This window comes from Micromonospora sp. NPDC002575 (genome assembly GCF_042889525.1).
Taxonomy (GTDB): Bacteria; Actinomycetota; Actinomycetes; order Mycobacteriales; family Micromonosporaceae; genus Micromonospora; species Micromonospora carbonacea.
In genome coordinates this window covers 16,669-42,857 of sequence record NZ_JBIARA010000033.1, presented here as the reverse complement: position 1 = coordinate 42,857, position 26,189 = coordinate 16,669, and the positions used below count along the sequence as shown (strand labels likewise).

General features: G+C 76.2%; 12 protein-coding genes and 1 rRNA gene. 5 read left to right on the top strand and 8 right to left on the bottom strand.

The annotated features are described in order from the left end of the window. Nucleotides 1-93, top strand: a 5S ribosomal RNA gene (gene rrf, locus ACFYWL_RS30010); the annotation flags it as partial. Between the two features lie 165 nt (nt 94-258). Here the strand turns inward: rrf and ACFYWL_RS30005 are convergent. After that, the gene (locus tag ACFYWL_RS30005) at nt 259-879 is read right to left on the bottom strand and encodes an L-threonylcarbamoyladenylate synthase (RefSeq protein ID WP_386979788.1); all 621 of its coding nucleotides are present in this window, start codon (nt 877-879) and stop codon (nt 259-261) included. Between the two features lie 85 nt (nt 880-964). Between ACFYWL_RS30005 and ACFYWL_RS30000 the strand changes: the two genes are divergently transcribed. Next, nucleotides 965-1,366, top strand: coding sequence for a hypothetical protein (locus tag ACFYWL_RS30000; RefSeq protein ID WP_386979785.1), 402 nt, complete (start codon nt 965-967; stop codon nt 1,364-1,366). Nucleotides 1,367-1,421: 55 nt separating this feature from the next. Here ACFYWL_RS30000 and ACFYWL_RS29995 read toward each other — a convergent pair whose 3' ends face one another. The 4 genes from ACFYWL_RS29995 to ACFYWL_RS29980 are packed head-to-tail and all read right to left on the bottom strand — an operon-like array spanning nt 1,422 to nt 12,077. Then, nucleotides 1,422-1,664, bottom strand: coding sequence for an acyl carrier protein (locus ACFYWL_RS29995; protein WP_386979783.1), 243 nt, complete (start codon nt 1,662-1,664; stop codon nt 1,422-1,424). After that, entirely contained in the window at nt 1,664-4,819 is a 3,156-nt protein-coding gene (locus ACFYWL_RS29990) for an amino acid adenylation domain-containing protein (RefSeq protein WP_386979780.1), read from the bottom strand. The genes ACFYWL_RS29995 and ACFYWL_RS29990 overlap by 1 nt, the downstream gene beginning before the upstream one ends. 20 nt (nt 4,820-4,839) lie before the next feature. Beyond that, nucleotides 4,840-6,345: a class I adenylate-forming enzyme family protein gene (locus ACFYWL_RS29985; RefSeq protein WP_386979777.1), complete on the bottom strand. Its 1,506-nt coding sequence runs from the start codon at nt 6,343-6,345 to the stop codon at nt 4,840-4,842. Then, complete coding sequence (locus ACFYWL_RS29980; protein WP_386979774.1) at nt 6,342-12,077, bottom strand: amino acid adenylation domain-containing protein; 5,736 nt, start codon at nt 12,075-12,077, stop codon at nt 6,342-6,344. Before ACFYWL_RS29980 ends, ACFYWL_RS29985 begins: the two co-directional genes overlap by 4 nt. 141 nt (nt 12,078-12,218) lie before the next feature. Here ACFYWL_RS29980 and ACFYWL_RS29975 point away from each other — a divergent pair, with 141 nt between their 5' ends. Together ACFYWL_RS29975 and ACFYWL_RS29970 are read left to right on the top strand one after the other, a co-directional pair. After that, the gene (locus tag ACFYWL_RS29975) at nt 12,219-15,047 is read left to right on the top strand and encodes a condensation domain-containing protein (protein WP_386979771.1); all 2,829 of its coding nucleotides are present in this window, start codon (nt 12,219-12,221) and stop codon (nt 15,045-15,047) included. 169 nt (nt 15,048-15,216) lie between these two features. Then, nucleotides 15,217-20,670 (top strand): carboxyl transferase domain-containing protein, encoded by a 5,454-nt coding sequence (locus ACFYWL_RS29970; protein WP_386979768.1) that lies wholly within the window; start codon nt 15,217-15,219, stop codon nt 20,668-20,670. 209 nt (nt 20,671-20,879) lie between these two features. Here ACFYWL_RS29970 and ACFYWL_RS29965 read toward each other — a convergent pair whose 3' ends face one another. Genes ACFYWL_RS29965 through ACFYWL_RS29955 form a run of 3 tightly spaced genes read right to left on the bottom strand, consistent with a single transcriptional unit; the run spans nt 20,880 to nt 23,284 of the window. Beyond that, the gene (locus ACFYWL_RS29965) at nt 20,880-21,344 is read right to left on the bottom strand and encodes a hypothetical protein (protein ID WP_386979765.1); all 465 of its coding nucleotides are present in this window, start codon (nt 21,342-21,344) and stop codon (nt 20,880-20,882) included. Continuing rightward, nucleotides 21,319-21,951, bottom strand: coding sequence for an RNA polymerase sigma factor (locus ACFYWL_RS29960; protein ID WP_386979762.1), 633 nt, complete (start codon nt 21,949-21,951; stop codon nt 21,319-21,321). The genes ACFYWL_RS29965 and ACFYWL_RS29960 overlap by 26 nt, the downstream gene beginning before the upstream one ends. A gap of 28 nt (nt 21,952-21,979) precedes the next feature. Beyond that, nucleotides 21,980-23,284: a S8 family serine peptidase gene (locus ACFYWL_RS29955; protein ID WP_386979760.1), complete on the bottom strand. Its 1,305-nt coding sequence runs from the start codon at nt 23,282-23,284 to the stop codon at nt 21,980-21,982. 186 nt (nt 23,285-23,470) lie between these two features. Here ACFYWL_RS29955 and ACFYWL_RS29950 point away from each other — a divergent pair, with 186 nt between their 5' ends. Next, on the top strand, nt 23,471-26,080 hold the full coding sequence (locus tag ACFYWL_RS29950) for a CHAT domain-containing protein (RefSeq protein ID WP_386979757.1): 2,610 nt from the start codon (nt 23,471-23,473) through the stop codon (nt 26,078-26,080). Nucleotides 26,081-26,189: the final 109 nt, after the last annotated feature.

The following is a 26,189-nucleotide window of genomic DNA, read 5'->3' as shown; positions in this document are numbered from 1 at the left end:
ACGCCCGGTTACATTCCGAACCCGGAAGCTAAGCCCTCCAGCGCCGATGGTACTGCACTCGGGAGGGTGTGGGAGAGTAGGACACCGCCGGACATCTTTCGTTCAGGGCCACCCCGGTTGGGGTGGCCCTGAACCGTTTCCGGCCCCGAACGGCGGGGGTATCTCCGGTGATCAAGAGGTTTGCGTCAGGCTGGAGATCCACTTTGACGCAAACCTCTTGATCACCGGGAGCTGGAGGTTGGCGCCCGGCGGGTCGGGTTAGGCGAAGCGGGACGGGTCTCCGGCGCCGACGCGGACGATCTCGGGTTCTCCGTCGGAGAAGTCGACCACGGTGGTGGGCTCGGTGCCGCAGTCGCCGGAGTCGACGACCGCGTCGATGGCGTGGTCGAGGCGTTCCTTGATCTCCCAGCCCTGGGTCATCGGCTCGTCGTCGCCGGGCAGCAGCAGGGTGCTCGACAGCAGCGGCTCGCCCAGTTCGGTGAGCAGGGCCTGGGCGACGGTGTGCGCGGGAATGCGTACGCCGACGGTCTTCTTCTTCGGGTGCAGCAGCCGGCGCGGCACCTCCTTCGTGGCGGGCAGGATGAAGGTGTAGCTGCCCGGGGTCGCCGCCTTGACGGCCCGGAAGACGGCGTTGCCGAGGTGCACGAACTGGCCGAGCTGCGCGAAGTCGCGGCACACCAGGGTGAAGTGGTGGCCGCTGTCGAGGTGACGGATCTCCCGGATCCGGTCCATGCCGTCCTTGTTGCCGAGCCGGCAGCCCAGGGCGAAGCAGGAATCCGTGGGGTAGGCGATCAGCCCGTCCCGACGGATGAGGTCGGCCACCTGGCCGATGGTGCGGGGCTGTGGGTTGTCCGGGTGCACGTCGAGGTACTTCGCCATGGCGGGAAGCTTAGGCCCCCGCCCCGACCTGTCGTCTTCCTGACAGTGTTCAAACGACGTAAAAGTAGACGGTCATCGTTATCCCATGGCCGTTCGATCGTTCCGTGGGGGCGGGTACGGGGACCTGCTGGGTTCCCCGCCGATGCCCGGCCCCGTGCGGGTCACCGTGCTCGTCTTCGCGGTCCTGACGCTGCTGTTCGCCCTGGCGACGGTGCACCGACTGCTGGTCGAGGACGGCTCGCTCGGCGCCGCGGTGTTCTTCGCCGTCATGGCGGCGGCCTGCGCGCTGGTGGCCGGCACCCTGGCGGCCCGACGGCCGTGGGCGGCCTACCCGGCGTACGCGCTGTCCGGGCTGTTCGCCGCGGCCTCGCTCGGCCTCTTCGGCGCGATCACGATCGTCGGGCTGGGTCTGTTGGCCTGGGTGCTCTGGTCGCTCAACACCCGGCCCGCGCGGGAGTGGTTGAGCGGGCGTCGCCGGCTGCGGTGACGGCCGCCGGGGGTGGCGGTGGCGCGGCCCGGGGGGCGCCACCGCCACCCGACGGTCAGCCCTGCGCCACGATCGCCACCAGGTCGTCGACCGTGTCCAGCCGCTGACCGGGCGCGGTCAGGTCCACTTCGACGCCGTACTCCAGTTCGAGGGAGTCGACGAGGCGCAGCAGGCCGAGGGAGTCGACGCCCAGAGCGACCAGCGAGCCGCCGTCGAGCACGTCGACGGCGGACACCTCGCCCCCGGTGGCCTCGGTGACCAGTGCGGCGATCCGCGTACGCGGGTCGGTGACGCCCATCAGAGCTCCTCTCGGGACTGTCGGACGATCTCGGCGATCTCCGCGATCGTGGGGGTGTCGAAGAACGCGTCGAGCGGCACCTCGACGCCGAGCCGCTGCTGGATCCGCCCGCTGATCCGGGTGATGGTCAGCGAGTGCCCGCCCAGGTCGAACAGGTCCTCGTGCAGTCCGATGTCGGGGATCTTCAGCACGTCCTGCCAGATCTCGCGCAGCGCCTCCACCACCGGGTCGGCGTCGCCCTCCGGTGGGGTCGGTGCCGCCGCGTCGGGGGCGTCGCGGTGCGTTGGTGCGGGCAGCGCGGCCCGGTCGACCTTGCCGGTGGGGCCGACGGGCAGCCGGTCCAGCAGCACCCAGTCGGTGGGCAGGACCGCCGCCGGGAGGCTGAGCGCCAGGTGCCGCCGCAGCTCCGCCGCGTCGACGACCGCACCGACGACCGCACCGACGACCGCGCCGGCGCGGGGCACCGCGTACGCGACGAGGCGGACCTCGCCGTCGGCGTCGCGGCGCACCGTCGCGGTCGCCTCGGCCACTCCCGGGTGCTCCAGCAGGCGGGCGGTGACCTCGCCGAGTTCGAGGCGGTGCCCCCGGATCTTCACCTGGTCGTCGGCGCGGCCGAGGAAGTCGAGGCGGCCGTCCGGCAGCCATCGGCAGCGGTCCCCGGTGCGGTACAGCCGGCCGTCGGCCGCGCCGAACGGGTCCGGCACGAACCGCTCGGCGGTCAGGTCGTCGCGCCCCCGGTAGCCGTCGGCGAGCCCCGTCCCGGCCAGGTACAGCTCGCCGGGCACCCCGACGGGCGTCGGCCGCAGCGCGGCGTCCAGCACGTACGCCCGGACGTTCGGCAGCGGCCGGCCGATGGTCACCGTGTCCGGGTCGGTGGGGACGTCCTCGGCGGTGGCGTAGATGGTCGCCTCGGTCGGGCCGTACCCGTTGACCAGCCGGGCCGTGCGGGCCCGCAGCTCGCGGGCGAGGGCGAGCGGCAGGGCCTCCCCGCCGGCGATCGCCACCAGCGACCCGGCCGCCCCCGTCGCCCCCGTCGCGCCCGCGGCTTCGGCCGCGCCGAGGCCCGCCGCCAGCAGCACCCGCCAGCCCGACGGGGTGGCCTGGGCGTGGGTGACCCCGGCGTCGCGGACCAGCCGCAGCACGGCCGCGCCGTCGAGCGCGCTGACCCCCGAGGCGACCACCACCCGGCCGCCGGTGACCAGGGGCAGGAACACCTCCACGGCGGAGATGTCGAACGACGGCGAGGTCAGGTGCAGCCAGCGGTGCGCGGGCCCGGCGTCCAGCAGGTCCCGCAGCCCCAGCAGCAGGTTGGTCAGCGCGCGGTGGCCGACCGCGACGCCCTTGGGGTGGCCGGTCGAGCCGGAGGTGTAGAGCACGTACGCGCAGTCGGCGGCCGTCGGGGCGTCGGCGTCGGGGTCCGGGCGTCCGCCGGTGAGCAGGTCGACCCCGTCGAGGGCGAGCACCGGCGGCCCGGCGTGGGGCCCGGCGTCCGGCGGGCCGGTGGGCGCGGCGGCGGCAACCAGCAGCGTCGGGGCGGCGTCGGCGAGCACGAGCCGCTGCCGCGCGGGCGGGTGGCCCGGGTCGACGGGCAGGTACGCCGCCCCGCAGCGCAGCACCGCCAGCATCGTCACCACCGTCCGCCAGGACCGGTCCAGCGCCACCGCGACCAGGGCACCCCGGCCGACGCCCCGCCCGCGCAGCAGCGCCGCGAGCCGGCCGGCGGCGGCGTCGAGCTGGGCGTAGCCGAGCCGGACGTCGCCGTCGACGACCGCCACCGCGTCCGGGTCGGCGGCGACCCGGGCGGCGAACAGCTCGGGCACGGTGACCTCCGGGTACGCCCGCGCGGTGTCGACGCCGGCCCGGGTGACCAGGTCCAGTTCGTCGGCGGGCAGCACCGGCAGGTCGGCCACCGGCCGTCGCGGATCGGCCACGGCGGCGGCGAGCAGCGTGCGCAGGTGGCCGCCGATGCGCTCGACCGCGTCGGTGTCGATGGCGGCCGGGCTGTGCTGGAGGCCGACGCTGACGCCGGTGGGGCCGTCGACGACCTGCACGTGCAGCGCGTTGCGGGCCGCGCCGCCGAACAGCGTCCACTCCACTGCGGAGGCCACCCCGGCGAACGCGGGGTCGTCGCCGCGGCGGCGGTAGCCGACCGACACCGCCGTGAGCGCGGGCGCGGGGCGCAGCCCCGACACGGCGTGGGCCAGCGGCACGTGCCGGAACCGGTACACCTCGCGCAGCCGGGCCCGCACGGCGCGGGCGTGCTCGGCGAACGTGGCGGCGGCGGGGTCGTCGGCGGTGACGGGCAGCTCGTTGACGAACAACCCGACCCGGTCGGCCTGCTCCGGCGTGCGGGTGGAGAGCGTGACGCCCACGGGCACGCCCCGGTTGCCGTAGCGGTGCAGCAGGGCGTGCACGGCGGCGAGCAGCAGCTCGAACCGGGTCACCCCGAGGCGGTCGGCGGCCCGGCCCACGCCGTCGACCAGGCCGGCGGGTAGCGCCACGTCCACGACGACGCCCGGCTCCGCGCCGGTGGGCACCCGGCGCAGGCCCGGCAGGACCACGTCGGCGGCGTCGGGCCGGTGCGCCGCCCAGAACTCGCGGGCGGCCGGCAGGTCGACGGCGACCCGGTTTCGCTCGGCAGCCGCGTCCCCGGCGTACCCGTCGGGGTAGGGCGTGGCCTGCGCCGTCGGCCCGGCCAGCGCCGCGGCGTACGCGTCGGCCAGGTCGCGCGCCAGCACGTCCTTCGACATCCCGTCGAAGGCGAGGTGGTGGACGCAGACCAGCAGCAGGTGCCGGCCGTCGGCGGCGGTCAGCAGCGCGAACCGGGCCAGCGGGCCGACCCGCAGGTCGTGCGGGCGGGCCAGCTCCTCGGCGACCCGGGCGTCGGTCCACTCGCCGAAGGTCACCGCGGCGCGCCCGGCGGCGGGGGCCAGCCCCGGCGTGCCGTCGGCGTCGGTGACCACCCGGGCGCCCAGCACGGGGTGCCGGTCGGCCACGGCGGCGCACGCCTCGACCAGGGCCCGACGGTCCAGGTCAGCGGCGAACCGGACGCCGAGCGCCATGTGGTACGCCGCGCCGGCGACCCCGGCCTGCTCGGTGAACCAGACGGCGTGCTGCGCGTATGTCGCCTCGGCGGTGCCCACATTCTCTCCCATGGATCGTCATCGGGGGTGGATCAGTTGTCGAACAGGCCGGCGAGCTGCCGCTTGAGCACCTTGCCGCCCTCGTTGCGGGGCAGCTCGGCGAGCAGCAGCAGCCGGGCGGGAAGCTGGTAGTCGGCGAGCCGGTCGGCGAGGAAGGCGCGCAGCGCCGGCAGGGTCAGCCCGGCGGCGTCGGCGTGCGGCCGGGCCACCACGGCGGCGGCGACGGCCGAGCCGAGCACCGGGTGCGGCACCCCGACGACGGCCGCCTCGGCGACGAGGGGATGCTCGTGCAGCGCCGCCTCCACCTCCAGGCTGGAGACCTTGAACGCGCCGGACTTGATGACGTCCTGGTGCCGGTCGGTGAGATAGAGGTAGCCGTCGGCGTCGACGCGGCCGACGTCGCCCATCCGCACCCACCCGGCGCGGAACGTGGCCCGGTTGGCGTCGTCGTCGCGGTAGTAGGCGCGGGGGTACGGCGCGCGCAGCCACACGTCGCCGGTGACGCCGGGCGGCAGCGGGTTGCCGTCGGCGTCGGCGATGCGCAGCTGCCCGCCGACCGGGCGACCCACCGCGTCCCGGCGCGCCGGGTCCCAGATCATCGTGGTCTGCGCGGGGGCCGCCTCGGTGGAGGTGTAGTAGTTGACGATGGTGGCCTCGGGAAAGGCCGCGGCGAGCCGGGCCGCCACGGCGGGCGGCAGCGCCGCCGCGGTCGACCCGATCAGGTGTACGCCGGAGGAGTCCCGGCCGCGCAGCGCCCCCGAGTCGAGCAGCTCGATGGCCATCGACGGCACGACGAACAGCGTCCCCGTGCCCGGGGTCTGGACCAGCCGGGCGAACCGGACCGGCGTGAACGCGGGCAGGGTGAGCGCCCCGGCCTTCGCGGTCAGCGCGTTGAACAGCATCGTCTGCCCGGCGTTGGTGCCGATGGCGAACGCGTGCAGGAACCGCTCCGAGTGGGCCAGCGCCAGCCGGCGCGGGTGGGTCGGCGCGCCCACGGTCAGGTTGGCGTGGCTGGCGGCGACGCCCTTCGGGCGGCCGGTGGTGCCGGAGGTGTAGAGGATCTGCGCGAGGTCGCCGGGGCGTACCGTCGGCGGGTCTGTCTCGTCGGCGGGCCCGGCGGCCAGGTCGGCGGCCCGCCACACCGGCAGCCCGGCGGGGGCGGGCGGCGCGGCCGTGGCGTCGCCGTGCACGACGGCGGCGGCCCCGCAGTGGGTCAGCGCGTGGCCGAGCTGGCCGGCGGCGAGCCGGTCCGACAGCGGCGCCGCGACCGCGCCGGCCCGCAGCACCCCGCAGTACGCCACCGCGAACCCGGTCCAGTCGCGGGCGCCGAACACCAGGCCGACCCGGTCGCCGGGGCGCACCCCCCGGCCGCGCAGGCCGGCGGCGACGGCCGCCGCGCCGGCCGACCAGTCGGCGAAGGTCAGCGCCCGCACCCCGGCCACCTCGACGGCGACCCGGTCGGGGTGCAGGGCGGTGCGCCAGGCCAGCAGCTCCGGCACGGTCCGGGCGGCCGGCGGGGCGGCCGTCGCCGCGGTCACCGCGACCCGCCCGGCGTGCCCTGGAGCTGCCCCGCGCCGGCGGCGGCGCGGGCCGGGTGCGCGGCGGCGCGGGCCTCGCGTTCGGCGATGCCGACCAGGTCGTCCGGCGGCGCGTCGGGCACCTCGTCGTCGAACCTGGCCAGCACCGGCGTGGCCAGCGCGACGAGGGCGGTCAGCGCGATGCACACCCCGAACACGACGTAGAGCAGGCCGTGGCCCCGGCCGGGGCCGACGCCGATGACCGCGCCGACGGTGCCGGCCAGCGCGCCGCCGGGCAGCAGCAGCGGCTCGGCGACCCGCGCCGCGAACGGGGCGACGAGCCCCCACCCCAACGGCATCGTCGACCAGGCGATCATCTGGTTGAGCGCGAACACCCGGCCGTGGAAGCGCGGCGGCACCTTCGTCTGGATGATCGTGTTGTAGACGCCGTTGACGACGCCGAGCGCCAGGTACATGCCGAACGCGCCCGCGCCGACCACCAGCGGGTCGGGCCGCAGCCCGGTCAGCACGGCCGCCGCCGCGATGCCGAGGGTGCCCAGCAGCACCGCCCGCATCCGGCGGCGGCTCGGGCCGCCCCAGACCAGCATCACCAGGCCGCCGACGGCCGCGCCGACGCCGCCGGTGAGCGCGACCCGCGCCACCTGGTCCAGGTCGGCGAAGCCGAGCACCAGCGGGGAGAGCAGGTACAGCGCGGGGAACAGGAACAGGTTCAGGGCGGCGAAGAACGCCAGCATGGCGCGGAACTCGCGGCGGCGCAGCGCGTACCGCAGGCCGGCGGCCATCTCCTCGCCGATGCCCTCGCGACGGTGCAGGGCCAGGGTGCGGGGGAACCGGACGAGCGCCAGCACCCCGACCGCGAACACGTACGACGCCACGTCGATGAGCAGGATGCCGCGCAGCCCGACGGCGTCGAGCAGGGCGACGGCGACCAGCGGGACGGTGAACTGGGTCAGCCCCAGTGCGGTCTGGGTGACGCCGTTGGCGTGGCCGAGGAAACGTTTGGGCACGAGCTGCGGCACCGCCGAGACGAACGCGAGGCGTTGGAACGCCAGCGCCACCGACAGCCAGGCGACCAGCGGATAGAAGTGCCACACCTGCGCCCGGTCGGCCAGCACCAGGGCGGCCAGCACCGCGTTCGCGCCCCCGGCGGCGAGGCCGGCGGCCAGCAGCACCCGCCGCCGGCTGGCCCGGTCGATCACGGCGCCGGCCAGCGGCGCGACCAGCAGGCCCGGCAGCAGACCGAGCACGGCGAACAGGGCGAACCGGGCCAGCGACCCCGTCTCCAGATAGATCCACAGGGGGATCGCGAAGTTGGTCAGCGCGGTGCCCATGCCGGAGACCACCTGACCGGCGGCGACCAGGCCGAAGCGGCGCATGCTCGGCTCCGGGGCGCGCGCCGCGCCGGCCGCCGGCTGCGCTGCGCCGGGCGGGCCGGCGGGCTGGCGGGAGATCCCGGCGAGCTGCCACGCCGGCTCGGCCCCGGCCGGTGCGGCGGGCACGTCCGCCGCGCCCCCGGCTCGCGAACCGGCCCGCGGCGCGCCGGCCGCCGACGGTGCGGTGGCCGGGGGCGGGGCCGGGGCGTCGACCTGGCGGTGCACGGTGGTGACGATCTCGGCCAGCTCGGCGGCCCGGTACTTCAGGAAGTAGTGCCCGCCCTCGTCGACCACGGCGAGAGCGGTGCGGTCGCTGAGGAAGTGCCACTCCCGGAACCGCTCGGCGTGGTAGTCGGTGCTGCGGTCCCGTTCGCCGACCACCGAGATCACCGGGGCGCGCAGCGGGGTGACCCGCTGGCGCATCAGCTCGGTGAAGTACTCCTCGGAGACCCGGGCGTCGTGGCGCATCGCCCGGATCAGGAACGCCACCTCGTCCGGGGCGAGCGAGCCGACCGCGGTGCCCTGCGCCTGCAACCAGGTGCGGTAGATCCGGTCGCTGCGGATCCGCTCGGCCAGCCGCAGCCGCAGCACCGGCCCGAGCAGCCCACCGGCGGGGCGGCCGAAGGGGAACACCGCGCCGAGGTACACGGCGTCGAGGTCACGCCCCCGCGCCTGAAGCAGCCGGGCCACCTCCACGGCGAGGGCGCCGCCGGGGCCGCAGTGCCCGTACAGGATCACCGGGCCGGTCACCCGGGCCAGGATCTCCTCGGCGACCCCGGCGGCGACCTCCTCGACGGGCGCGGGGTCGTCGGCGAGGCCGATGTCGTGGCCCGGCATGGCCACCGACAGCAGCCGGTACCCGGCGGGCAGCGCGTCGGCCAGCGGCTGGTAGACCACGGCGCTGCCGCCGCCGTAGGGGACGCAGACGAGCGTGGCGACCAGGTCGGCGGCGGCCACCGGCGGGGTCAGCTCGTGCAGCAGCCCCGCCGGGCCGGTGTCGCCCCCGGCGGCCAGGGCGGCCAGCTCGCGGACGGTCCGGTGCCGGAACAGGTCCATCACGCTGACCGTGCCCGTCGCGCCGCCGGCCACGGCGGGCAGCTCCCGGCGCAGCCGGGCCACCACCTGCGTGGCCAGCAGCGAGTGCCCGCCGAGGTCGAAGAAGTCGTCGGTCGCGCCGACCTCGGCCACCCCGAGCACGGCCTGCCAGATCCCGGCGACCAGGGTCTCCACCGGCCCGGCCGGCGGCACCCGCTCGCCGGCGGGAACGTCGTCGGTCGGCTCGGGCAGCGCCCGCCGGTCGACCTTGCCGTGCTCCTGCAACGGCAGCCGGTCCAGCACCACCCACCGGCCGGGCACCATGTGCTCGGGCAGCCGGTCGGCCAGGGCGCGGCGCAGCCGCGCCGGCTCCAGGGCCGGCGCGTCGGGCGTCGGCTCCAGGTAGGCGACGAGGCGGTCGTCGCGCAGCAGCACCGCCGCCTGGTGCACGCCGGGGCAGTCGCGCAGGGCGGCCTCGACCTCGCCGAGTTCCACCCGGTAGCCGCGGATCTTCACCTGGTGGTCGCGGCGGCCCAGGAACATCAGCTGCCCGTCGGCGCGCCACCGGCCCAGGTCGCCGGTGCGGTACAGGCGCGCCCCCGGTGGCCCGTACGGGTCGGGCACGAACCGGTCGGCGGTCAGCCCGGGCCGGTTGAGGTAGCCGCGCGCCAGCCGGTCCCCGCCCAGGTACAGCTCGCCGGGCACCCCCACCGGCACCGGCCGCATCCGCTCGTCGAGCAGGTACACCCGGGCGCGCGGCAGCGGCCGGCCGGTCGGCACCGGGCCGGCGGCGGGACCGTCGGCGGTCACCTCGTAGGTGGCGACGCCGACCGTGGCCTCGGTGGGGCCGTAGTGGTTGAACACCCGGGCCCCACCGACGGCGGCGAGCGGCGCGATCCGCTCCAGGTCGGACGCCTCGCCGCCGAGGATCAGCGCGCGGGCGGGCAGCAGGTCGCCCGGCTCGGCGTCGGCGGCCAGCGCCGCCAGGTGCGACGGGGTGATCTTCAGGTAGTCGATGCGGTGCGCGCGCAACTGCGCGGCCAGGTCGGCCCCGGTGCAGCGGCGCTGCACCAGGTGCACCGTCCCGCCGGTGGCCAGCGCCAGGTAGAAGATCGTGACGGCGAAGTCGAAGGACATCGACTGGAGCAGCGCGTACCGGGCGGCCGGGACGACGGCGAACCGGTCGGCCACCCCGTCGAGGTAGCGCAGCACCTGCCGGTGCGCGACGGCCACCCCCTTCGGCGTGCCGGTGGAGCCGGAGGTGTAGATGACGTAGGCCAGGTCGCCGCCGCCGCTGCCGGACTGCGGCGGCGTGGCGGGCCGGGCGGCGACCTCGGCGGCGATCTGTTCCAGGCAGGCCACCGTGACGCCCGGGGTGTGCGCGCCGGCCCCGGGCGCGGCGGTCGGCTCCGCCGGCAGCCGGTCGCGCAGCCCGGCGGCGGTCAGCACCACGGCGGGCCGGGCGTCGGCGAGCATCAGGCCCAGCCGGGCCGGCGGCTGCTCCGGGTCCAGCGGCAGGTACGCCCCGCCGGCCCGCAGCACCCCCAGCAGCGTCACGGCCAGCTCCACCGACTGCTCCAGCAGCACCCCGACCAGGACGTCGGGGCCGACCCCGCGTCCGCGCAGCCAGTGCGCCAGCCGGTTGGCCCGCCGGTCCAGCTCCCGGTAGGTGATCGCGTCCGCGCCGCACACCACGGCCGGCGCGTCGGGGGTCGCGGCGGCGTGCGGGGCGACCAGGTCGGCGAGGGTGGCCGCCGCGCCGGTGACCCCGGGCCCGCCGCCGGCCGCCGGGTCGCCGCCGGCCGCCGGGTCGCCGCCGGCCGCCGGGTCGTCGCCGTCGGGTCGGGCCAACGCCAGCACCCGGTCGCGCCCGGCGTCGCCGAGCAGGTCCAGGTCGACCACCGGCAGGTCCGGCCCGGCGACCGCCGCGCGCAGCAGGGCGTCGAAGCTCGCGGCCAGCCGGGCGACCGTGTCGGCGTCGAACAGGTCGCTGTTGTAGACGAACATGCCGCGCAGCCCGTCGGCGGTCTCGCTGACGTACAGCGACAGGTCGAACCGGGCCGCGGCGGCGTCCGCGCCGAGGCTCTCGCTGCGCAGCTCCTGCGGCCACCGGCCGCCGCCGCGGGCGTAGTTCTGCAACGTGAACAGCACCTGGAACACCGGGGAGCGGCTGACGTCGCGGGGCACGTTCAGCTCCCGGACCAGCCGCTCGAAGGGGATCTCCTGGTGGGCCAGGGCGCGCACGACGGCGCCGCGGGTGCGCCGCAGCAGGGCGGCGAAGCTCGGCTCGACGTCCGAAGCGCCAGCGGCGGGAGCATCGCCGGCCGGGGCGTCGGCGCGCGCCCCGGTGGCGGGGGCGCCGGCCGTCGGGGAGAGGTCGGCGCGCAGCGCCAGGGTGTTGACGAACAGGCCGATCAGGTTCTCCAGCTCCGGCACCACCCGGCCGGCGACGGGGGAGCCGATGGCGAAGTCCCGCTGGCCGCTGTAGCGGAACAGCACCGCCTGCAGGCCGGTGAGCAGGGTCATGTAGAGGGTGGCCCGGTGCGCGCGGCCCAGCCGGCGCAGCGCGCCGGTCAGGTCGGCGTCGACGGTGAACCGGTGCGTGCCGCCCGCGTACGACTGCACGGCCGGGCGGGGCCGGTCGGTGGGCAGCTCCAGCGGGGGCACCCCGGCCAGCGCGCCGGTCCAGTACGCGAACCCGTCCCCGGTCGACGGCCCGTCGAGGCGGTCGCGCTGCCAGGCGGCGTAGTCGACGTACCCCGTGGTGGGGGTCGGTGGCGGCGGCCCGCCGTCGCGCAGCGCGGCGTAGCCGGCCGCCACCTCGCCCAGCAACAGGTCCAGCGACCAGCCGTCGCTGACGATGTGGTGCATGGCCAGGTGCAGGACGTGGTCGTCGTCGGCGAGCCGGATCACCAGCGCCCGCAGCAGGGGCGCGACGCCGAGGTCGAACGGGGTGCGCACGGAGGCGGCGACCAGCTCGCGGGCGTCGGCCAGCGACGGCGCGTCGGTGACGGTGACGGGCACCCGCACCTCGGGCAGCACCTGCACGACGGGCTCGCCGTCGGCGTTCTCGGCGAACCGCATGCGCAGGCTGTCGTGCCGGGCGGCGACGCCGTCGAGGGCCGCGCGCAGCAGGTCGACCGCCAGGGGGCCGCGCAGCCGGGTCGTCGACCACACGAGGTACGCGGCGGTGCCGGGGGTCAGCTGCTCGGTGAACCAGATCCGCTCCTGGCCGAATGACAGCGACGGTTTCTCCGCAGAACGGTGGAACGTCGTTTTCGGCGGGGTGTACGCGGCCCGCGTCGGTACGTCAACATTGGTCACGCGGAAGCCTTCTCACACGCCGGGGTCGGTCGGAAGCAGTAGTCTGCATGCTGCAAACGGAGCATCGCGTCGTCTGATCGGTCTACTGTGGAAAATCCGATCGACCGACCCGGCGCACTACCGCCCGTCGTACGGTCGGGAATGCGATTCGCCGATGCCGTCGTGCCCGCCGAGTGGGCGTCCGAGGCCCTGCTGCACGCGCCGTTTCGTGGCGTCGGCTCCCCGCCGGCCCCGCTGACCTGGGCGCAGCAGGTGACGTGGCGGGCGGACGCCCGCTACGGCTCCAACCACCGCTTCCTCAGCCTGCGCCGCACCGTGCCGGTGTCGGCCCGGGCCGGCGCGGACGCCGACCGCGCCGCCCGGGCGCTCGGCGCGCTGGTGGGCCGGCACGCCTCGCTGCGCACCCGGGTCCGCGTGATCGACGGCGAGCCACGCCAGCAGGAGGCCGGGAGCGGCCACCTGCCGGTGCTGGTCGTGCCCGGCGTGGACGACGGCGCAGCCGCCGCCCGGGACGTCGCCGACCGGCTCGCCGACGTCGCGTTCGACCACGCGCAGGAGTGGCCGGTGCGGGCCGCGGTGGTCACCGTGGACGACCGGGTACGCCAGGTCGTGCTGGTGTTCAGCCACTCGACGGTGGACGCCCACGCCGCCGAGGTGGTGCTGCGGGACCTGCGGCTGCTCCTGCTGCGTGGTCGCCTCGACGCCCCGCCCGGCCCCCAGTCGGCGGACGTGGCCCGCCTCCAGCACACCGCCGACGGGCGGCGCTCCGCGCGGACGGTGGCGTACTGGCTGCGGGAGTTCGACCGGCTGCCGGCCGCGCCGCTGCCCGACGGCGGCCCCGGGCTGACCCCCCGGCTGCGGCGCGGCGTGCTGGTCTCCTCGGCCGTCGACGTGGCGTCCCGGATGATCGCCGCCCGGCACCGGGTCAGCACCTCGGCGGTGCTGCTCGCCGGCGTGAGCGCCCTGGCCGCCGCCCGCTCCGGCCGGGAACTCTGCGGTGTTTTCCCGATGGCGCACAATCGGTTCCCGGCCGGTTACGCGAATGCCGTGGCCAATCTGGGCCAGATCGGATTCTGCGTGCTGGACCTGACCGGCCGGCCGACATTCCCGGAGGTGCTCTCCCGCGTGTGGCAGGCGTCGCTGAACGGCCTGCGGCACGCCTATTACGATCCGGCCGCGCTGCGCGCCGCATTCGCCGCGGCCGGCCGCGATTACGACTCCGCATTCCTGCCCCACTACTATTTCAACGACGTCCGGCTGCCCGCCGGCGGCCCGGCCCCCGCCCCGGAGGCGACCCGCGGCGAGCTGCGGGCCGTCGCGGCGCGCAGCGCCTTCTCCTGGACGGCCGGGCTGAGCCGGTCCTCCTGGCACCTGTTGACCCACGTGGTCGACTCCCCGGGCGGGGTGGGCCTCACGCTGAGCGCCGACACCCGGCACGTCGCCCTCGACACGGTCGAGGTGTTCCTGCGCGAGTTGGAGGAGTTGCTGGTGGAGGCCGCGTTCGCCGAGGTGCCCTGGCCGTCGCCCGCCCCGGCGCCGCCGCCGGTGCCGTCGCCCGCCGTGCTCCCGGCCACCGGCGGCGAGGAGCTGGCGTACGCGGAGTTCACCGGCGGCCGGGACGCGACCGGCCCGCTCACCTGGGGCCAGCGGGCGATGTGGCGGGCCGTCGAGGTGTTCGAGTCGCCGCGCCACAGCGTGCTCAACCTGCGCCGCACCCTGGCCGTGTCCCGGCGCGCCGACGTCGACGTCGCGCGGGCCGTGCGGGCCGTCGCGGCCCTGGTGCGGCGGCACGAGTCGCTGCGCACCCGGGTCCGCTCGGTCGACGGCGAGCTGTACCAGTCGGCCACCGGGGCGGGCCGGCTGCCCGTGCTGGTGCACCCGGTGGCCGACGCCCCGGCGGATCCCGACGGCCGGGCCGCCGCCTCGGCGCTGGCCGTGCGGCTGGGCGACCCCCGCTTCGACCACGCCGCCGAGTGGCCGATGCGGGCCGCGATGGTCACCGTGGACGGCCGGGTACGCCAGGTCGTGCTGGTCTTCAGCCACTCCACCGTCGACTTCCACGCCACCGAGACGGTGCTGCGCGACCTGCGGATGCTCCTGCTGCGGGGGGCGGTGCCCACCCCGGCGGGCCCGCAGTCGCTCGACATCGCCGAGCGGGAGGGCGACGGCGAACGCCGCCGCGGCGACCGGGCGGTGGCGTACTGGACGCGGCACTTCCCCGACCTCACCGTGGGCCTGTTCGACCCGGTCGGCCCCGGCCTGACCCCCCGCTACCGCCGGGGCTCGCTGGTCTCGCCGGCCGTGCGCCACGCGGCCCGGCTCGTCGCCGCCCGGCACGGGGTCAGCAACGCCACGGTCCTGCTCGCGGCCACGGCCGCCGTGCTCGCCGCCGACGGCGGCGGCGACGGCGGCGGCGTGTTCACGATGGTCAACAACCGCTTCCAGCCCGGGTACGACGGGGCGGTCAGCAAGCTCAACCAGATCGGCCTCTGCCGGATCGACCTGGCCGACCGGCCCGCCTTCGCCGAGCTGCTCACCCGGGCCCGCGCGGCGTCGCTGGACGCCTACCGGCACGCCTACTACGACCCCAGGGAGATGGAACGCGCGTTCGCCGCGCGGGGCCTCGACTACCACACCGCCCTGGCCCCGTTCTGCTACCTCAACGACATCCGGCTGCCGCCCGCCGCCGACGCCGACCCCGCCGGCTGGGACGAGGCGACGCTGCGGGCGGCGGCGGAGCGCAGCGCGTTCCGCTGGGTGGAGGAGCTGGACACGTTCAGCTGGCGCTGCCGCCTCCAGGTCGTCGACGCCCCCGGCGCGGTCGAGCTGTCCGTGACCGTGGACACCCGCTACCTGCCGCCGGAGCGGGCCGAGGAGTTCCTGCGGGCCGTCGAGGCCCTGCTCGTCGAGGCGGCCTTCCGGGACGTGCCGTGGCCGTGGTCGCCGCCCGCCGGCCCCGTCGGCGAGTGACCTGGTTAGGCGTGTGCGGCCAACGGTCTTTGGTGGTTTCCTACAACGTCGGCGGCGCAGCCTGCGCTGTCTGCGACATGGCGCCGCCCGCCGGCACAGGGAAGGGTGAACACTGCCGGGGTCGCAGTGTCGCGTGCGCCCGTCGTCGGTCTACAGGAGGGCTGGGTCGGTGTTCAGTCGTGTCGCCATCGTCAACCGTGGAGAGGCCGCGATGCGGCTCATCCACGCCGTCCGGGACCTGGCCGCCGAGACCGGGACACGGATCGAGACCGTCGCCCTGCACACCGACGTCGACCGCGCGGCCACCTTCGTCCGCGAGGCCGACCTGTCGTACGACCTGGGCCCCGCCTCGGCGCGGCCGTACCTCGACCTGAAGGCCCTGGAACGCGCCCTGGTGGAGACCGGGGCCGACGCCGCGTGGGTCGGCTGGGGCTTCGTCGCGGAGGACCCGGCGTTCGCGGAGCTGTGCGAGCGGGTCGGCGTCACCTTCGTCGGGCCGAGCGCGGACGCCATGCGCAAGCTCGGCGACAAGATCGGCGCGAAGCTGATCGCCGAGGAGGTCGGCGTGCCGGTCGCGCCGTGGAGCCGGGGCGCGGTCGAGACCCTCGACGACGCCCTGGCCGCGGCGGAGCGGATCGGCTACCCGCTGATGCTCAAGGCCACGGCGGGCGGCGGCGGGCGCGGCATCCGGGTGGTCACCAGCTCCGCCGAGCTGGCCGACGCCTACGAGCGCACCAGCCAGGAGGCGGCCCGCGCGTTCGGCAGCGGCGTGGTGTTCCTGGAACGCCTCGTCACCGGCGCCCGGCACGTCGAGGTGCAGGTGATCGCCGACGGCGTCACCGCGTGGGCGCTGGGCGTGCGCGACTGCTCCGTGCAGCGGCGCAACCAGAAGGTCATCGAGGAGTCGGCGTCGCCGGTGCTCAGCCCCGAGCAGGCCGCCGAGCTCAAGGCGTCGGCCGAGCGCCTCGCCGTCGCGGTCGGCTACCGGGGCGCCGCCACCGTCGAGTTCCTCTACCACCCCGGCGACCGGCTGTTCGCGTTCCTGGAGGTCAACACCCGGTTGCAGGTCGAGCACCCGATCACCGAGGTGACCTGCGGGTTCGACCTGGTCAAGGCGCAGCTGCACGTGGCCTCCGGCGGCCGGCTCGACGGCGCGCCGCCGGTCGAGCGCGGGCACGCCGTCGAGGCCCGGCTCAACGCCGAGGACCCGGACCGCGACTTCGCCCCCTCCCCGGGCCGCATCGCCCGGCTCGACCTGCCCGCCGGGCCCGGCATCCGGGTCGACACCGGCGTCAGCGCGGGCGACACCATCCCCGCCGACTTCGACTCCATGATCGCCAAGATCATCGCGTACGGCCGCGACCGCCACGAGGCGCTCGGCCGGCTACGCCGCGCCATGGCGGAGACCACGGTGATCATCGAGGGCGGCGCGACGAACAAGAGTTTCGTGCTCGACCTGCTCGACCAGCCCGAGGTGATCGACGCCAGCGCCGACACCGGCTGGATCGACCGCGTCCGGGGCGAGGGCCGGCTCGTGACGCACCGGCACTCCGCCGTCGCGCTGGCCGCCGCCGCCATCGAGGCGTACGAGGAGGAGGAGCGCGCCGAGCGGCAGCGGCTGCTGTCGACGGCGTTCGGCGGACGCCCGCAGGTGCAGCACGCCAGCGGCCGGCCGCTGGACCTGAAGCTGCGCGGCGTTGGCTACCGGGTCCGGGTGGCGCGCGTCGGCGCGCACCGGTTCCGCGTCGGCATCGAGGCCGGCGACGACGTGCGCACCGCCGACGTCGAGCTCGACCGCTTCGACCGGCACACCGGGCAGATCGCCGTCAACGGCGCGCGCTACCGCCTGCTCACCGGCACCCACGGGCCGGTGCACCTGGTCGAGGTCGACGGGGTGACCCACCGGGTCAGCCGCGACGAGGGCGGCGTCGTCCGCTCGCCCGCGCCCGCGCTGGTCGTCGCCACGCCGCTGGAGGTCGGCGCGGAGGTCGAGGCCGGCGCGCCGGTGCTCGTGCTGGAGAGCATGAAGATGGAGACGGTGCTGCGCGCGCCGTTCCGGGCGCGGCTCAAGGAGTGCGCCGTGTCCGTCGGCAGCCAGGTGGAGACCGGCGCGCCGCTGCTGCGGCTGGAGCCCCTCGCCGACGACGCCGCGGCCGAGGACACCGCGTCCGGCCCGGCCGTCGAGCTGGACCTGCCCGCCGCCACCGCGACGGTCCCGGCGCGTGAGCGCGCCACGCGCGGCCAGGAGGACCTGCGCAGCCTGCTGCTGGGCTTCGACGTCGACCCGCACGACGACCGCCGGGTGCTCGACGACTACCTGGTCGCCCGCCGGGCCGCCGCCGAGGAGGGCTACCGGCCGCTGGCCGAGGAGTTCGGGCTCGTCGACGTGTTCGCCGACCTCGCCGAGCTGAGCCGCAACCGGCCGGCCGGCGAGGACGGCGACGGCCACGTCTTCAGCGCCCGCGAATACTTCCACACCTACCTGCAATGCCTGGACGTCGAGCGCGCCGGCCTGCCGGAGACGTTCCAGGCCAAGCTCGCCAAGGCCCTCGGGCACTACGGCGTCACCGAGCTGGAGCGCACGCCCGCGCTCGAGGCCGCCGTGTTCCGGATCTTCCTCGCCCAGCAGCGCGCCGCCGCCGACGCCACGGTCGTCGCGACACTGCTGCGCGAGTGGCTGCGCGAGCCCCCGCCGGACGACGTGCTGCGCGAGCCCGCCGGCCTCGCGCTGGAGCGGCTGGTGGCCGCGACGCAGGTCCGCTTCCCCGTCGTCGCCGACCTCGCGCGCGGGGTGGTGTTCGCCTGGCTGGGCCAGCCGCTGCTGCGCCGCAACCGCGCCCGCGTCTACGCCGCCGTGCGCCGGCACCTGCGCCACCTCGACGCCCACCCCGACGCGCCGGACCGCGCCGAGCGCGTGGCCGAGATGGTCCGCAGCACCGAGCCGCTGGTGCGGCTGCTCGGCCAGCGGCTGGTCCGCGACCACCTCGACAACGCGGTGATGCTGGAGGTGCTGACCCGCCGCTACTACGGCAACAAGGGCCTCACCGGCGTACGCACCAGCGAGGTCGCCGGCTGCACGTTCGTCGTCGCCGACCGGGCCGACTCGCGGGTGGTCTCCGCCGCGGTGCGGTTCGAGGCGCTGGGCGACGCGCTGCGCGGGCTGGCGGAGCTGGCCGGCGGCGAGGAGGCCGTCGACGCCGACGTCTACCTCGCCTGGGAGCGGCAGCCCGAGGACTCCGACGCGATGGCGGCGGCGCTGCACGAGGTCATCGGGGCCTACCCGCTGCCCGCCCAGGTCCGCCGGATCACCGCCACCGTCGCCGGCCGCAGCGGCGCGGTGATGCACCACCACTTCACGTTCCGCCCGTCGACCACCGGGATGGCCGAGGAGCGGCTGGTCCGCTTCCTGCACCCGTACATCGCGCAGCGGATGCAGCTCGAGCGGCTGCGCAAGTTCGACCTGACCCGGCTGCCGTCGTCCGACGAGGAGGTCTACCTCTTCCGGTGCGTGGCGCGGGAGAACCCGTCCGACGAGCGCCTCGTCGCGTTCGCCCAGGTGCGCGACCTGACCGAGCTGCGCGAGCACGACGGCCGGCTGGTGTCGCTGCCGACGGCCGAGGACACCGTCGCCGCCTGCCTGGACTCGATCCGGCGCGCGCTGTCGCGGCGGCCGTCGAACAAGCGGGTCAACACCAACCGGATCGTGGTCTACGTCTGGCCGCCGAGCGACATCACCCGCGCCGAGCTGGAGACGATCGCCGGGCGGGTGCTCCCGACGACCGCCGGCGCCGGGCTGGAGGAGATCCTGTTCATCGCGCGGCAGCGCGACCGGGACACCGGCGAGCTGACCAAGATCGCCGTACGGGTCTCGTTCGACGCCACCGGCGCCGCCGAGCTGACCGTCGGCGAGCCGTCGGACGAGCCGGTCGAGCCGCTGGACGACTACCGGCAGAAGGTGCTGCGGGCCGCCAGCCGCAACACGGTCTACCCGTACGAGCTGACCGGCCTGCTCGGCGAGTTCGTCGAGCACGACCTCGACGAACGGCACGCGCTGGTGCCGGTCGACCGGCCCCGGGGCCGCAACCGCGCGGCGCTCGTCGCGGGCGTGGTCACCACCCGCACGACGCGCCACCCGGAGGGCGTCACCCGGGTCGTGCTGCTCGGCGACCCGACGAAGTCGCTCGGCGCGCTGTCGGAGCCGGAGTGCCGGCGGGTGATCGCCGCGCTGGACCTGGCCGAGTCGATGCGGGTGCCGCTGGAGTGGTACGCGCTGTCCTCCGGCGCGCGGATCTCCATGGAGTCCGGCACGGAGAACATGGACTGGGTGGCCGCGGCGCTCAAGCGGATCGTCGAGTTCACCCAGGACGGTGGCGAGATCAACATCGTGGTCGCGGGCATCAACGTCGGCGCGCAGCCGTACTGGAACGCCGAGGCGACGATGCTCATGCACACCAAGGGCGTCCTGGTGATGACGCCGGACTCGGCGATGGTGCTCACCGGCAAGCAGTCGCTCGACTTCTCCGGCGGCGTCTCGGCGGAGGACAACTTCGGCATCGGCGGCTACGACCGGGTGATGGGCCCCAACGGGCAGGCCCAATACTGGGCGCCCAACCTGACCGCCGCGCGGGACGTGCTGATGGCGCACTACGACCACACGTACGTCGTCCCGGGCGAGTCCGGGCCGCGCCGGGCGACCACGACCGACCCCGTCGACCGCGACGTCTCCGACTTCCCGCACGTCATGGCGGGCAGCGACTTCACCACGGTCGGCGAGATCTTCTCCGCCGAGGCCAACCCCGACCGGAAGAAGCCGTTCGACATCCGCAGCGTCATGCGGGCCCTGTCCGACCAGGACCACCCGGTGCTGGAGCGCTGGGCGGGGATGGCCGACGCGGAGACCGCGGTGGTGCAGGACGTGCACCTGGGCGGCATGCCGGTGTGCCTGCTCGGCATCGAGTCGCGGTCGGTGCCCCGGCGTGGCTTCCCGCCCACCGACGGCCCGGACACCTACACGGCGGGCACGCTGTTCCCGCGTTCGTCGAAGAAGGCCGCGCGGGCGATCAACGCGGCCAGCGGCAACCGGCCCCTCGTCGTGCTGGCGAACCTGTCCGGTTTCGACGGCTCGCCGGAGTCGATGCGCAAGCTCCAGCTGGAGTACGGCGCGGAGATCGGCCGGGCGATCGTCAACTTCCGCGGCCCGATCGTGTTCTGCGTGATCTCCCGCTACCACGGCGGCGCGTTCGTGGTCTTCTCCAAGGCGCTGAACCCGAACATGACGGTGCTGGCGCTGGAGGGCTCGTTCGCGTCGGTGCTCGGCGGCGCGCCCGCCGCCGCCGTGGTCTTCTCCGGCGACGTCAACGCCCGCACCGCCGCCGACCCGCGGGTACGGGACCTGGAGGCCCGCGTCGCGGCGGCCTCCGGCACCGAGCGGGCCGCCCTCACCGCCGAGCTGGACGAGCTGCGCTCGTCGGTGCGGGCGGAGAAGCTGGGCGAGGTCGCCGCCGAGTTCGACCGGGTGCACAACATCCAGCGCGCGGTCGAGGTCGGCTCCGTCGACGCCGTCATCCGCGCCGCGGAGCTGCGGCCCCGGATCATCGAGGCCATCGAGTCCGGCCTGCGCTGAGCCGAGTTCCGGCCGGCTGGTGCCCTCGGGCATCGGCCGGCCGGAGCCCACCAGCCGGTGGCCCCTTCTCTCGACGCATAGGGAGCTGAGTCGCATACGACATCGTTCGACCCGCCGTGATTCCGGCCGGTTGATGTCGTGACCGACTCAGCTCCCCATGCGCTGACTCGCGTCCTCGGTGGGCCGTGCTCCCCGCTGCGACACGGGCGTCAGCCCAGGCTGACCCAGTCGGTGGCGACGGCGTACCCGTCGGCGCGGGCGGAGAGCCGGACCGGGCCTGCCGGGGGAGCGCCCAGCGAGAAGAAGCCCACCTCGTCGACCGGCGACTCGTCGTAGGGGCCGGTGGCCGTGCGGGCGGTGACCCGGCCGCCCCGGGGCGGGGAGAGCTGGCCGACGATGCCGGCCTCGGTCACCTCGATCTCCAGCACCACCTGGCCGCTGCGGAACGACAACGTGCGGGCGGAGCCGCCCGAGCGGGTCAGGCCGGCCGGTTCGGCGTCGCACGCCGAGTCGAACATCAGCTCGGCGACCGCCAGCTCGGCGTCGACCGTCCGCCAGGCGAACGCCGCCCGCGCCGCAGTCAGGAACTCCTCCGGGACCGGCCCGGTGTCCCACAGCGCGGCGCCCAGCTCCACGGTCAGGGCGTCGTCATCGGCCGGCGGCCACGGCGCCATCGCGTTCACCCCCGCTCGTCTCCAGGCCACGGCGCACCCCGAGGAACGGGGCGAGCGCGGGGCAGGCGCGCAGCTTACGCAGGCAGCGCGCCTGGGTCGGGCCGATGCTACCCACCGGCATGCCCAGCCGTTCGCCGATCTCCCGGTAGCTGACCGGCGGGTCGGCCGTCAGCAGCGCCAGCAGCTCCTGGCAGCGGGGCGGAAGCTGCGCGAAGCCCTCCCGCAGCGCCTGTCGCCGTTCGGCGCGCAGCAGTTCCTCGTCGGGCGCCGCCGCGTCCGCCAGCGGCCCGTGCCGGGCGTCGAGCGCGTCGTCGTACGGGTCGACGGGCCGCATACGGCGGTCGAGGCGGGACAGGCGGTAGCACTCGCGCCGGGTCGTCGTGGCCAGCCAGGCGGCCAGCGCCTCCGGGTCGCGTAGCTGGTCGAGCCGCTCCACCAGGCGCAGCCACACGGTCTGGTTGACGTCGGCGGCATCGGCGCGGCTCATCCCGTGGGCGCGGATCACCGCGACCACCAGCGGCGTGTAGCGGCGCACCAGCTCCGTCCAGGCGGCCTCGTCCCCGCCGGAGGCCGCCGCGACCAGGCGGGTCGCCGTCGCGTCGGTCACCGTGCCTCCCCGTCGCGCGTCGCGCGGCTCATGCGACGAGCACCCCGTAGTCGGGATGCCAGCGGGGGTTCGCCAGCAGCGCGAGCCGCGCCGCTTCGGCGCTCAGGCCACCGGCGGTCATCATCGCGGCGAGCCTACCGGACACGTGGCCCGTGGCGAAGGAGCTGCCGGCCCACGTGGCGAAGCCGTGGAAGACCAGGGTCGGCCGCCCCGGCAGCGGGAGCTGACCCTCGACGTACGTGCTGTCGCGCTCACCCAGGGCGCACGCGTCGACCCACGGGCCGAAGCCGCTGTAGGACGCCGGCACGAGGACCCCGCCGTCGCGGCGCACGGCCGCCACGGCGAGCACCCGCTCCAGGGCAGCGGGCCAGGCGGGACGGCTGCTGCCGGCGTTGCCGGCGGCGGCCACCACGGCGGTCTGCGCCGGCAGCGCGGCCACGGCGTTGGCCAGCGGCAGCGGGGGCACGTCGTCCTGGGTGAAGCCGCCGAGGGACAGGTTGATCACGGACACCTGCGGCCCGAGGCGGGACATGGCGGCCACCAGCATCGCCTCGTCGCCGACGCCGGTCGGGTTCAACGCCTGCTCGGGGTCGACCCGCACCCCCGGCGCGGCCTGCCGGACGACTCCGGCGACGAAGGTGCCGTGCCCGCCCTGCGGGGCCAGCGTGGTGCCGGAGACGTACAGCGCGTCCACGTCGTCGGCCTCCGGCAGGTAGCTGCCGCCGAGCCACTGCGGGTGCCAGACCCCGGCCTGCTGCCAGATCCCGGTGTCGCAGACCCCGACGGTGACGCCGGCCCCCTCGCCGAGGCGCGCCGGGTCCGGCGGCGGCAGCGCCGACGCGGCCCGGGGCGGGCCGCCCGGGTTGCCCATGATGTTGCCCAGGCCCAGGAGCACGTGGTGCGGCTGCACCCCGGGGACCTGCTGGCCGGGCCACTGCCGCGGGTCGCGCAGCGCCGTGACCACGGCCGGCACGTCGGTCTCCTTGGCGAACAGCAGGCGGGTGACGCCGGCGAAGCCGGCCCCGACGCTCACCTGGTGCCCGCGCGAGCGCAGCCAGGACAGCACCCGCTGGGCGTCGGCGTTGGCGGCGAGCAGTTGCCGGGGGCGGTAGAGGAACTCCCGGCCCTGCGTGGTGAAGCGCCGCACGTCGGGGTCGGCGGCCAGCGCCGCGGAGAACGCCTTCTGGTACGCGTCGTCGTCCGTGCCCTCCGCGGCGGCCGGTCGCGCCCCGCCGCCGAGCGGCGCCGCCGCGGCGCACGCGGCCAGGGTGAGCAGCCCGCGCCGGGACAGTCGACCGACGGGCGGTGGCGTGCGGGGGCGGTCAGGAAGCACCGGTCCTCCAGGCGGTCGCGACGTGCGCGGTCGGCGGTGTCCCGGTGCGACAGCACGTCGGGGCGCTGTCGATTCTTCCAAAGCATAGTTGAAAGTCAATTGGAGGAATGGGTGGTCCATTGCCGGCATTTCCACTGTCGGACCCCGGATTGACGGTGGCCGGGTTCATCGGGAACGCTGTCCGTCATGGCCGACAGCGCCGGTTCCGCCGGCGCGGCCCAGTCCGCGCTCGACGCCGTGCAGCGCTATCCCCGCGAGGCGATAGCGATCGCGCAGCGGGTGCTCGCCGCCGGTCGCGCCGTCGCCGGTGACGAACGGTCCACCGCCGAACGGGCGATCGGCCTTGCCCTGCGGGAGCTCAACGACCTGCCCGGGGCGCTGCGGCACCTGCGCCGGGCGGAACGGGCCGCGACGACGCCGCGGGCCCGGGCGCTGGCCCGGATGAGCCTCGGCTACGTGCTGGCCAACGCCGGCCGCACCGCCGCGGCGCTGCGGGCGGTGACCGCGGCGCTGCCGCAGCTCACCGGTGCCGACGCCGGGCGCGCCCGGATGCAGCGGGGCGTGGTTCTGCACTACCGGGGCCGCTACGACGAGGCGGTGCGCGACTACTCCCTTGCCGTCGACATCGCCCAGCGCGAGGGCGACCGGCTGCTGGAGGCCCGGGCCCGCAACAACCGGGGCCTGCTCAACGCACACCGGGGCGCGCGGGGCCGCGACGACGACCTCGCCCGGTCGGCGGCCATCTTCGAGGGGCTCGGGTTGGACCTCGCCGCCGCCGACACCCGTTGGAACCTGGGCATCGCGGCCGGCCAGCGCGGCGACATGGTGGGGGCGCTGCGCTGCTTCGCCGAGGTCGAACAGGAATACCGGCGTCTCGCCGTGCCCCGGCCGGCGCTGCTGCTGGACCGCTTCGAGCTGCTGCTGTCGGTGCCCCTGCTCGACGAGGCGGTCGAGGTCGCTGCCGTGGCCGTGCGGGAGCTGAACCGCCGGGGCATGGCCTCCGACCTCGCCGAGGCGCTGCTGGCCCGGGCCCGGGCCGCGCTGCTCGCCGGTGACCTGGACACCGCGACCGACACGGCCGCCCAGGCCCGGGCCCGGTTCCGCCGCCAGGGCCGCCGCACCTGGGCCGCCTTCGCCCGGCACGTCGAGCTGCGCGCCGAGTTCCGCCGGGGCACCCGGTCGGCGGCCCTGTTGACGGCGTTGGTGCGTACCGCCGCCCAGCTCGACGCGACCGGCTGGCCCGGCCCCGCGCTGACCACCCGGATCGACGCCGGCCGGCTGGCCGTGGCGCTGGGCCGCGCCGACCGCGCGGCGGACCTGCTGGACGCGGCGGCCCGCGCTCGGCGGCGGGGCACCGCGCCCGGCCGGGCCCAGGGGTGGTACGCCCTGGCGCTGTCGCACCGCCTCGCCGGGGACGACCGGACGGCGGCCCGGGCGCTGCGGCGCGGACTGGCCGTGCTGGACAGCCACCGGGCCTCGCTCGGCGCCACCGAGCTGCGGGCGCACAGCGGGGCGTACGGGCAGGAGCTGGCCGCCGAGGGCCTCGACATCGCGGTCCGCTCGGGCGCCCCGGCGCGGGTGCTGGCCTGGGCGGAGCGGTGGCGGGCCAGCGCGGTGCGCACCCGGGCGGCGCTGCCCCCGGCCGACCCGGACCTGTTCGCCGCGCTCACCGAGCTGCGCCTGGTCAGCAGCCTGCTGGAGGACTACCTGCTGGCCGGCCGGCCGGCGCACGCGCTGCGGGGCCGGCAGGCCCGGCTGGAGCAGCACATCCGCGACCTGTCCCGCCGGGCGCCCGGCGGCGGGGCCCTGGCGTCCCCGCCCGGCGTGTCGACGCTGGCCGGGCGGCTCGGCCCGCGTGTGCTGGTCGAGCTGGTGGCGCACGGGGAGCGGCTGCGGGCGGTGCTGGTCCGCGACGGCCGGGCGACGCTGCACGACCTCGGCCCGCTCGCCGAGGCGGCGAACCGGGCCCGGCTGCTGCGGTTCGGCCTGCGCCGGCTGGTCACCACCGGCGACTCGGCCGGCGTGCGGGCCGGTGTGGCGCACGCGGCGGCGGCGCTGGACCGGCAGCTGTTCGACCCGCTGCGCCGGCACCTGGGCGACCGTCCCCTGGTCGTCGTCCCGATCGGCGCCCTGCACGCCGTGCCGTGGTCGGGCCTGCCGACCTGCGCCGGCCGGCCGGTCACCGTCGCCCCCTCGGCCACCGCCTGGCTGGTCGCGGACCGCCGGGACGCGCCGGCCGGGCCGCCGGTGCTGGCGGCGGGTCCACGCCTGCCGGCCGCGCAGACCGAGGTACGCCAGCTCGCCGGCGTGCTGCCGGGCGCGCGTGTGTTCACCGGGGCGGACGCCACCGCCGGCGCGCTGACCGTCGCGCTGGACGGCGCGGCGCTGGCCCACATCGCCGCGCACGGCACGTTCCGGGCCGACAACCCGCTCTTCTCCCGCCTCGAACTGGCCGACGGGCCGCTGCTGGCCTACGAGCTGGAGCGGCTGCCCCGGCCGCCCGGCTGCGTCGTGCTGTCCGCGTGCGACTCGGGCCTGTCCGGGGTGCGCCCCGGCGACGAGGTCATGGGGTTCACGGCGGTGCTGCTGGCCCGGGGCGCCCGCTGCCTGGTGGGCACCGTGCTGCCGGTGCCGGCCGAGCCCACCACCGCGCTGATGCTCGACCTGCACCGCAGGATGCGGGGCGGCGCGCGGCCGGCGCGCGCCCTGGCCGACGCCCAGGCCGCGTTCGTGGCGACCGGCGAGGCCGACGCCCTGGCCACGGCGGCGGCCTTCGTCTGCTTCGGCGCCGGCTGAGTGCGGCGATAGCACCGTCGTATGACCAGGCGAGGATGATCAGTAATCGACGATGGTGAATATGATTCCCGTCATCCGAAGGCGGCGCGTCACCCCCGGCGCACCGCAG